At 59.3% G+C, this 6,711-nt stretch carries 6 protein-coding genes; 3 read left to right on the top strand and 3 right to left on the bottom strand.

Going from position 1 to position 6,711, the window contains the following annotated elements:
- Window positions 1-256: hypothetical protein (locus EN932_RS38450; RefSeq protein WP_245483323.1), on the top strand; the 256-nt coding region annotated here is incomplete at its 5' end.
- Window positions 257-319: 63 nt separating this feature from the next.
- On the opposite strand, the gene EN932_RS25155 is transcribed toward EN932_RS38450, so the two are convergent.
- Window positions 320-1,249 (bottom strand): NAD(P)/FAD-dependent oxidoreductase, encoded by a 930-nt coding sequence (locus tag EN932_RS25155; RefSeq protein WP_245483322.1) that lies wholly within the window; start codon window positions 1,247-1,249, stop codon window positions 320-322.
- A gap of 37 nt (window positions 1,250-1,286) precedes the next feature.
- Here EN932_RS25155 and EN932_RS25150 point away from each other — a divergent pair, with 37 nt between their 5' ends.
- Together EN932_RS25150 and EN932_RS25140 are read left to right on the top strand one after the other, a co-directional pair.
- Entirely contained in the window at window positions 1,287-1,595 is a 309-nt protein-coding gene (locus EN932_RS25150) for a hypothetical protein (RefSeq protein ID WP_128338369.1), read from the top strand.
- Between the two features lie 797 nt (window positions 1,596-2,392).
- Window positions 2,393-4,165 carry an SLC13 family permease gene (locus EN932_RS25140; RefSeq protein WP_128369142.1) on the top strand — a complete coding sequence of 591 codons (1,773 nt, stop codon included), beginning with the start codon at window positions 2,393-2,395 and terminating at the stop codon, window positions 4,163-4,165.
- A 500-nt stretch (window positions 4,166-4,665) separates the two neighbouring features.
- On the opposite strand, the gene EN932_RS25135 is transcribed toward EN932_RS25140, so the two are convergent.
- Complete coding sequence (locus EN932_RS25135) at window positions 4,666-5,259, bottom strand: hypothetical protein (RefSeq protein ID WP_128338431.1); 594 nt, start codon at window positions 5,257-5,259, stop codon at window positions 4,666-4,668.
- Between the two features lie 22 nt (window positions 5,260-5,281).
- A complete protein-coding gene (locus EN932_RS25130) occupies window positions 5,282-6,025 on the bottom strand; it encodes a DUF4142 domain-containing protein (RefSeq protein ID WP_063174013.1) in 744 nt (247 codons plus the stop codon).
- Window positions 6,026-6,711: the final 686 nt, after the last annotated feature.

Genomic DNA, 6,711 nt, shown 5'->3' with positions numbered 1-6,711 from the left:
CATTCATGGAGAGTGTATGCAGCCTGGTGAGATCATCGCGAACGTGTTTGCAGCGGGGTTGGTCAGTGTCCTGGTAGCAGTCGTTTTTCTGATTTTCGGGAACCCGCTCTGGCCTGAACGACACGTCCGGATGGTCATCATCCCGCCTGTCCATCGAATGACAACCACCGCTATCAAAAATGCCTGGCCAGACCTGCCGGACAAAATTGATTTGAACGTTTCGCGCCCGAGGCCGGCCACCGGTGAGCGGATCTGAAGCGTCCTTCGAAGCGCACTGACCTGGAGCGTTATGGCGCGCGCCCTGTGCTAGGGTGGCCGGTCAGCTTTCCGGTCTAGACTGAAGTGCATTGTGGATATGTGTTGCTGCGGTGGCGGCATGGCCAAACGCAACGGCAATTTGATTGAGGCCCTCAGCCACGTCCCCAATGGCATAGAGACCCGCAGTCGACGTTTCGAGGTGTCGGCTGACCAGAACATATCCTTGCGCGTCACACTCTGCACCGAGTGCGGCGGCGAGTTCAGAGCGCACATCAGACCCCATTGCGGGGTACACCACATCCAATTCCCGCATTGGCGCACCGTCGGCCATGACAACGCCGAACCCGGTTGCCCGAGCAACAAGATCCTCGACGGTGTCCCAGATTTCGATGCCGCCTGCCGAGGCCATGCCGCGGGCGGCATCCGAAATATCCTCCGGATAGTTGGCGAGCAAGGTAACCTGACCGCTGTACTCCTTCAAAAACAGGGCTTCCTTGAGCGCCAGATGCTCTGGGCCGACGACGCCGATGCGCTTGCCCACGGCCTCATAGGCGTCGCAGACCGGACACAGTCGGACAGTGCCGGCCGCGACGGCCTCCTCCAGCCCTTCTACTGCCGGCGCCTTGTCCACGATCCCGGTTGCAAGAACCACGCGCCTTGCTCGGATGGTCCCGAAGGTGGTCGTCAGCACAAAGGTCCCGTCGCGCTTCTTGGCGCCCGCTACACGACCGTCCACTACGCCTGCACCGTATCTCTGTGCCTGGGCTTTGAGACGGCCGAGCAACTCTGACCCGCCTACGCCGTCCGGGAAGCCAGGACAGTTATGCGATTTTGGAATGAGCTTGGCTCGTGCGTCGCCAGCGTCGACCACGATCACCGAATGCAGGAATCTGGCCAGATACATGCCTGCCGCAAGTCCTGCGGGGCCGCCGCCGACAATAGCCACGTCGAATTCATGTCCGGGGGAAGAAATTGGCATTTCGCCCAACATTGCAAACAGGATCTTGTTCCCTGCTTTGGCAGAGGGGATGAGCGACGGTCAGGCCTCCAAACGTTTACGCGGCAACTCGTCGAGGTCCCTTTCACCGGGCGATGGCGCGCGCCTCGATCTGATTTGCGCAGTCTTCGCCATCAAGCGATTCCAGCTCCTGCAAATCAGGCTTCAATTCGAGGTGCCCGAAATGCCGACATGGCATTTCACCGGCCAACTTGCCATTAGACCTGCGACCGTGCGCATTTCCCAAGCCCACGCGATTCGAATCGGATCGACCTGCCGGGAAAACCCACCTGATAGCCCCGTCCTTCCGATCCGGAGGGGCGCAATGCTGATCGTCTGAAGGGCCGCTCAAATTTACTGACCCAGTCGAGGTGCAGACTATCATAGTTGATTGTTGCTGCCGGTGACCTCGCGTAATCAAAGGCTCACGAGGCTTTCCAACAGAGGACGGTATGTTGTATCCAGGTCGATTTTTGGAACCGAGCGATATTGTGATGCTTGCCCGTGTTTGTGCGACGGTCTGCGAACAGCGCGGCGTACCTGTTGCTTCGCGGGCCGGAGAACGGACAGCTGCGCACGTACTCAGGCTGTTTCTGAACGGCTTGACTGGGGAGAATGAGCTGATCGATGCTGAGAAGAACTGGGCTCGCGGGAGTGATCTGGCTTTCGAGGGGGCTCCTGTCAGCTACGAAAACAAAAGAGAGGCCGCGTGATTCAAGCTTCCTGAGAATCGAATGTAGCCAAGAAAACTGCTCGCCCACGGGTCAGGCACCAGAGGCACCCTCCCTGCAATCGGGGGCGTTGCTGTGGCACTTCAGGTGAGAAAAGGATCTCCGCACGCCGCCCGATCCGTGGTGTCCGGGCGATTTTCCAGGTGGACTCGACATGAGGCAAGCGCATGCTTTTTGATCCCGGCTCGGGCCTTCCTGGTTTGGGGCTGAAGCGTCGGATTGGTCGGGGCACATCGATGTCTGTCAAAGTCCGAAGACCGCTTCGTAAGATCCGTTTCTAAACGCTGCCGATCCGCTCCTGGCCAAACGCCGCCGGACCGCTTTGGCCCAGCAATGAGCGAAGCAACAAAAGGGGCGGTTTGGCCGTTCTCATTAGTCGCACTGGCGGGCCGGGGCATTCGAAGACATGACTACGCCGCAAATTTTGTCATTTGCCGTAACCTTCGTGATGATGGCAGCGTTCGTGTGGGGTCGCTATCGATATGATCTGGTCGCGGCTGTGGCACTGTTGCTTGCTGTCGCGGTTGGCATTGTGCCTTTTGACGAAGCCTTCAGCGGGTTCAGCGACGATATCGTGGTTATTGTCGGCAGTGCTCTGCTGGTGAGCGCAGGGATAGCACGCTCGGGAATCATGGAGGCCGCGATCAAGCGCTTTGCTCCGAAATTATCGGGAGTTCGGTCGCAACTGGCGCTGCTGGTGATCGTGGTCACGATCCTCTCTGCCTTTGTAAAGAATATCGGGGCGCTCGCTATCATGATTCCGATCGCCTTCCAGTTCGCGCGCCGGTCTAACATTTCACCCTCGATATTCCTGATGCCCATGGCATTCGGGTCACTGCTCGGCGGACTAATGACGCAGGTGGGAACATCACCCAACATCGTAGTGTCCCGAGTGCGAGAGGAGCTGATCGGAACCGCCTTCACAATGTTCGACTTCACACCTGTTGGAGCTGCCATAGCCGCTGCCGGAACGATCTTCCTGCTGTTTTTCTATTGGTTGTTGCCGGTGCGCGAAAAGCTTGGCGGGTCGCTGAATGAAGCCCTCGACATCAAGAACTACCTTACAGAGGCTCGAATTGTCGCCGACTCCACGGTGCTCGGGAAAACCGTCGCAGACCTCATGAAGCTCGCCGGGGGCGATGCAATCGTGACGTCGATCCTGCGCAATCGCACGATGCGGATGACGCCACTGCCCGACGTGGTCCTCAAGGTGGATGACATCCTGTTGCTCGAGGGCGACCCAGAAGCGCTGGATCGCCTTGTCTCCCAGGGCAGGCTCAGCGTGACCGGGGATAGGGGCGGTGGTGACGACACCACCAACGAAATGGTCGCTATCGAAGCCGTAATCGGTGAAAGCTCCTCTTTGATCGGCTGGACCGCCCAGCGCCTTGCCCTTTACGATCGCTTCAATGTCAACCTCCTGGCCGTCAGCCGTCGTGGGGAGCGCCTCGACCGCAGGCTGGCCGCAGTCGAGCTGAGGCTCGGGGACGTTGTCGTCTTGCGGGGCAGTGCAGCGAGGATGCCCGAGATACTTCGTGAACTCGGCTGCTTACCGCTGGCAGAAAGGGCTATCCTTCTTGGCAGCGTCCGCAAGGGTATCGTGCCGGTAGTGGTCCTTGCTCTCGCCATGGTGGCGACGGCGTTTGGGCTGCTGCCAGTCTCCGTCGCTTTTTTCGCGGCCGCGGTCGCGATTGTGCTTTTCAAGGTCATTCCGCTCCGCGATGTTTACCAATCGCTCGATGGGCCTATCCTCGTCATGCTCGCCGTTCTCATTCCAGTGAGCGATTCACTACGCAGTACAGGAGCTACGGGAGTAGTTGCCGGCGAGCTTGCCAGACTGGGGACCCTCCTTCCGGCGTCCGGCGCACTGACGCTCATCCTTGTCGCCGCCATGGCCGTTACGCCATTCCTCAACAATGCCGCCACCGTCCTTGTCATGGCGCCTATCGCCGCCGAATTTGCTAGTGATCTGGGCTACAGGCCCGAACCGTTCTTGATGGCTGTCGCCATTGGCGCCGGCTGTGATTTTCTCACCCCGATCGGACACCAGTGCAACACGCTTGTCATGGGGCCGGGTGGCTACCGCTTCAGCGACTATCCGCGTCTGGGACTGCCCCTGTCTTTCCTCGTAGTCATTGTTGCTGTGCCGATGCTTATGATCGTCTGGCCAATGAACTGACATCCGATATTCGGATGTCTTCTTGGAAATCCCACACGACACCACATTCGTGAATGAGGTCGCCGCGCAAGCCTGACGCGGGCTGGCCAACCTGCGGTCAGTGTCGCCAGCAGTTCCCCTCTCGTCCCGCCCGCGGCAACAGAAACTGTGTTCCGGCCGCTCTATCGGGGCAAAGGGAAAGCCAGCAAACAAACCTTAGGCCATGGACTATACACCGCAGCGAGATTGTCAGGGGCTTGGCGGAGTATTGACGTCGTTTCTCACCTAGGAAAAGCCGGTTCACCTTCGTGATGACGACAGGCCGATAACTCTTTCTTCGAGAATACGAGGCCCTTTCGGGCTGCGATCAGCATCACAAGTCGTGTGTTGCTCAGCGGCAGGGCCCTGGTGAACTGCAAGTCGTCGCGACGACCATTCGACCTTGGTGCTACCTGAGATACCAGCGTTGCACATCGCGCAGGAAGGACGAGGGCGGCTGTTAGCCGCCCAGTCATTTCATCTCACACGTTGCGACGACCTCTGGCGCTTTCCAGGTCATCACCTGTGTAGACTTCCGTTGGATCGAAGCCGGTCCAACCGCCTGCTTCGTATTCGGTTCGCCGATGGGCTATGTCGACGGAATTATATTGCTTCAGTATCTGTTCCGCGTCGGGGACAAGGTCGTCTTCGACCCTGGCTATAACCATTGTTCCCCCGCGCCGAACGCCTTCGGCATAAACATGTGCGTCGCTTTCCGGCACACCGGACTCTGTCATCGCGCCGATGATGCCGCCAGCTGCGCCACCGACCACGGCACCGCCGACAGCGCCGACCGCAGTCGCCGCCAGCCAGCCCGCGGCAACCACGGGGCCGAGACCAGGTATGGCCATCAGGCCAAGGCCGGTGAGCAGGCCGCCGGCCCCGCCGACTACGGCGCCGACACCAGCCCCTGCTGCCGCATCCTCGCCAGCCTCCGACGCTTCGCCCGTAAGCCGGCCGCCCGAATTACCCGCCACGATGCTAATATCGTCGTGCGGAACGCCCGTGGCTTCAAGCTCGCCCACAGCGTCGCTTGCTTGATCATAATTGTCGAAGAGGCCTGTTACGGTTTTCATCTGATTTGTCCTTGGTTGGTGATCAATTCTTGCCGGCAACGACGTTGCCTTGAAAGTCGAGGGCGATGGGTGCTGCTTTGCCGTCCTTGCTCGCCGTTCCACGCCAGATGCCCTTGTCATCCTTCGTCAGGGCGGAGACGTCCGAGTAGCCCGCCTTCTCGATGGCGTTCTTGGCCTGGTCCTCGGTGAAGCTGTTGGCGCCAGGCACCGGTGCCACAGAATTTGTGGCGTCCGCATCGGACGCGGCTGGCGCGGAACTGTCGGGGGCAGGAGCGGCAGCCGCGACCTTGCCAATCATCTCCTGATGCATCTTGAGTGTCGGCAACGTCTCGCTTGCAAACGACTTGAGAGCGGAATTGTCGCCTTCCTTGGCGTAGCTTTCAAACATGCTTACAGCATCGGCATGCGCCGTCTTCTGCATGTCGGCATAGGTTGCATCGACTGGCGCCGCAGCTGACTGCAACTTGTCGACGTCGTTCTTGTGGGCAGCGTCGAGGTCGGCGGGCACCTGCAATTTCTGTTCGCCGGCAATACTCTCGAGTTTGGCGTTCGCAGCACCGTGGTCGGAGATCATCTTCTGCGCGAAATCCTTAAGGGTCGGATCCTGGAGCTTGCTTTGAGCGACCTTGCTGGACTGCACTTCGAACATCCCGCCGATCGCGGCCTTCGTGACGAAGTCCTGGGCCGTCTCTGCTGACAAGGCAGGCAGTACAGCGGTCATTGCGGTCGCGATCGACAGCGATGCCATGCGTAGTTTGGTTCTCATGCTTAGGTTCCTTGTTGAGGAGGACGATGAACTCCAATCTCCCGGCGCCATCTTTGTTCCGGGCCTTGATAAATGTCGGATATTTTCGGGGCGCCATTCCCGCCGTCACGAGCTGGGCGGAGTGACACCGATCCCAGATTGTCCAGGAACCCCAGACCGATCGAAGAGTTGCCATTGCTCGCAGAGGGGACCTGATGGCGGAAAAAATCCAACGGTGAGTTTGGTATGCTTGCCGGCAAAGAGCCTGAAGCAGACGGGACGGCCGACCAGAAGATCACCACACGGCGGAAAGACGTCGGTAGCGCCACAGATTGCGCTTACCCAGGCATCCCGGCGGCGTCAGCAGGTCGACATGCGTGACCTTCGCCAAGTAAATTGCCGGCCAAGGCTCGTTTCTGAGGGTTAGCTTATGAAAGCCCGCCGCCCCATTTGCGAAGCGGCGGGCTTCATCCGCCCCAACTTGTCAATGCAACTTTGATGCCAAACCTTTTTGGCTCTTGATAGGACAGTGGCCCCTCCGACAGCGATCAAACAGACATCCAAAATGCCAGCAGCAGGGCGCATAAGGACGAGACGAGGGCAGCGGTGGCAAAAAACACGCCCTGCCAATCTGGCGGTGGCTCGGATATCAACTTGTCGGGGGGCGGCTGATTGTCATTCATGAAAGCAATTTGCGACGCCAAGTG

Origin of the sequence: Mesorhizobium sp. M7A.F.Ca.US.002.01.1.1, from assembly GCF_004022955.1 — a bacterium.
Taxonomy (GTDB): domain Bacteria; phylum Pseudomonadota; class Alphaproteobacteria; order Rhizobiales; family Rhizobiaceae; genus Mesorhizobium; species Mesorhizobium ciceri.
The sequence above is the reverse complement of the archived record's forward strand: the minus strand, read 5'-3'. Positions and strand labels throughout refer to the sequence as shown.

What these genes read in the sequence shown, in the direction of transcription:
- EN932_RS25140 (WP_128369142.1), top strand. Translation starts at nt 2,393, where the DNA reads ATGACTACGCCGCAAATTTTGTCATTTGCCGTAACCTTCGTGATGATG.
- EN932_RS25150 (WP_128338369.1), top strand. Translation starts at nt 1,287, where the DNA reads ATGAGCGACGGTCAGGCCTCCAAACGTTTACGCGGCAACTCGTCGAGG.
- EN932_RS25130 (WP_063174013.1), bottom strand. Translation starts at nt 6,025, where the DNA reads ATGAGAACCAAACTACGCATGGCATCGCTGTCGATCGCGACCGCAATG.
- EN932_RS25155 (WP_245483322.1), bottom strand. Translation starts at nt 1,249, where the DNA reads ATGTTGGGCGAAATGCCAATTTCTTCCCCCGGACATGAATTCGACGTG.
- EN932_RS25135 (WP_128338431.1), bottom strand. Translation starts at nt 5,259, where the DNA reads ATGAAAACCGTAACAGGCCTCTTCGACAATTATGATCAAGCAAGCGAC.